General features: G+C 71.0%; 1 protein-coding gene and 1 pseudogene. Both read left to right on the top strand.

All coding sequences use genetic code 11. From position 1 onward, the window contains the following. A pseudogene (locus LPA54_RS32915) lies at positions 1 to 449 on the top strand (ATP-dependent helicase); the annotation flags it as partial. Positions 450 to 773: 324 nt separating this feature from the next. Beyond that, on the top strand, positions 774 to 983 hold a 210-nt coding region (locus LPA54_RS32910; RefSeq protein ID WP_228984416.1), incomplete at its 3' end, for a helix-turn-helix domain-containing protein.

The following is a 983-nucleotide window of genomic DNA, read 5'->3' as shown; positions in this document are numbered from 1 at the left end:
CCTTCGAGGCGCTGGAGTCCGACGCCGTCTTCGACCGGGTCATGTACAACGGCGCCGAGTTCGGCATGCAGGCGCACCCCGGCAGCGAGGAGGAGCAGGACTACCTCGGCATCCCCGGCCTGCTGGAGCCCGACCAGGTGCAGCTGCTGCTGCAGAAGCGGCAGGCCCGGCAGATCGCGCACAGCAGGAAGAAGCCGGCCGAGGAGGCCGACCTGCTCGAACTGCCCGCCGAGCGGCGGCCCGTGGTCTCCCACAAGGAGATGATGGAGCTGCGCAAGAAGCTCAACTCGCTCGTCGGCGCCTACGTCCACCAGAGCGGCAAGCCGCACGGCGTGATCCACACCGAGCTGCGCCGGGTCTGCGGCGGCCCGCCCTCCGCCGAGGCCACCGCGGGGCAGCTGCGCCAGCGGATCGCCAAGGTGCAGGAGTGGGCCACCCGTATGCGGTGAGACGCCTGGGCGTCATCTGTGGACGGTGAGGCGTGCGAGAGCGGTCACCCTGCGTGCGTACCGGGACAAAAGTGACCGGTTTGTTCAACTGGTGACCGGATTCTGGACGGAGCCTTCCGCTCAGCGGACCGGCTCGCTACTGTCCCCGCTACGCACACGCCCCGTGGCAGCGCCGCCGCGGAGCGCAGCCGTGAAGCGACTGTGCCCGGGACTGGTCCGGGCCGCCGGCCGATCGGCGGCCCTCTGAAGCGCGTGACCGCCGGGACGCGGTGACGCACATGCGGCGAGGGGGCCGTCGACCTCACCACTGAAGGAGTGGGCGTCGTGACCGCGGAGACCTCTCAGACGCTCGACAGGGGCCTACGGGTCCTGAAGCTGCTCGCCGACACGGACCACGGGCTGACCGTCACCGAGCTTTCCCACAAACTGGGCGTGAACCGGACCGTGGTGTACCGGCTGCTCGCCACGCTCGAGCAGCACGCGCTGGTCCGCCGCGACCTGGGCGGCCGGGCCCGCGTCGGCCTTGGCGTGCTG

The organism is Streptomyces sp. DH12 (assembly GCF_020873895.1).
In the GTDB taxonomy this organism is placed as follows: domain Bacteria; phylum Actinomycetota; class Actinomycetes; order Streptomycetales; family Streptomycetaceae; genus Streptomyces.
The sequence above is the reverse complement of the archived record's forward strand: the minus strand, read 5'-3'. Positions and strand labels throughout refer to the sequence as shown.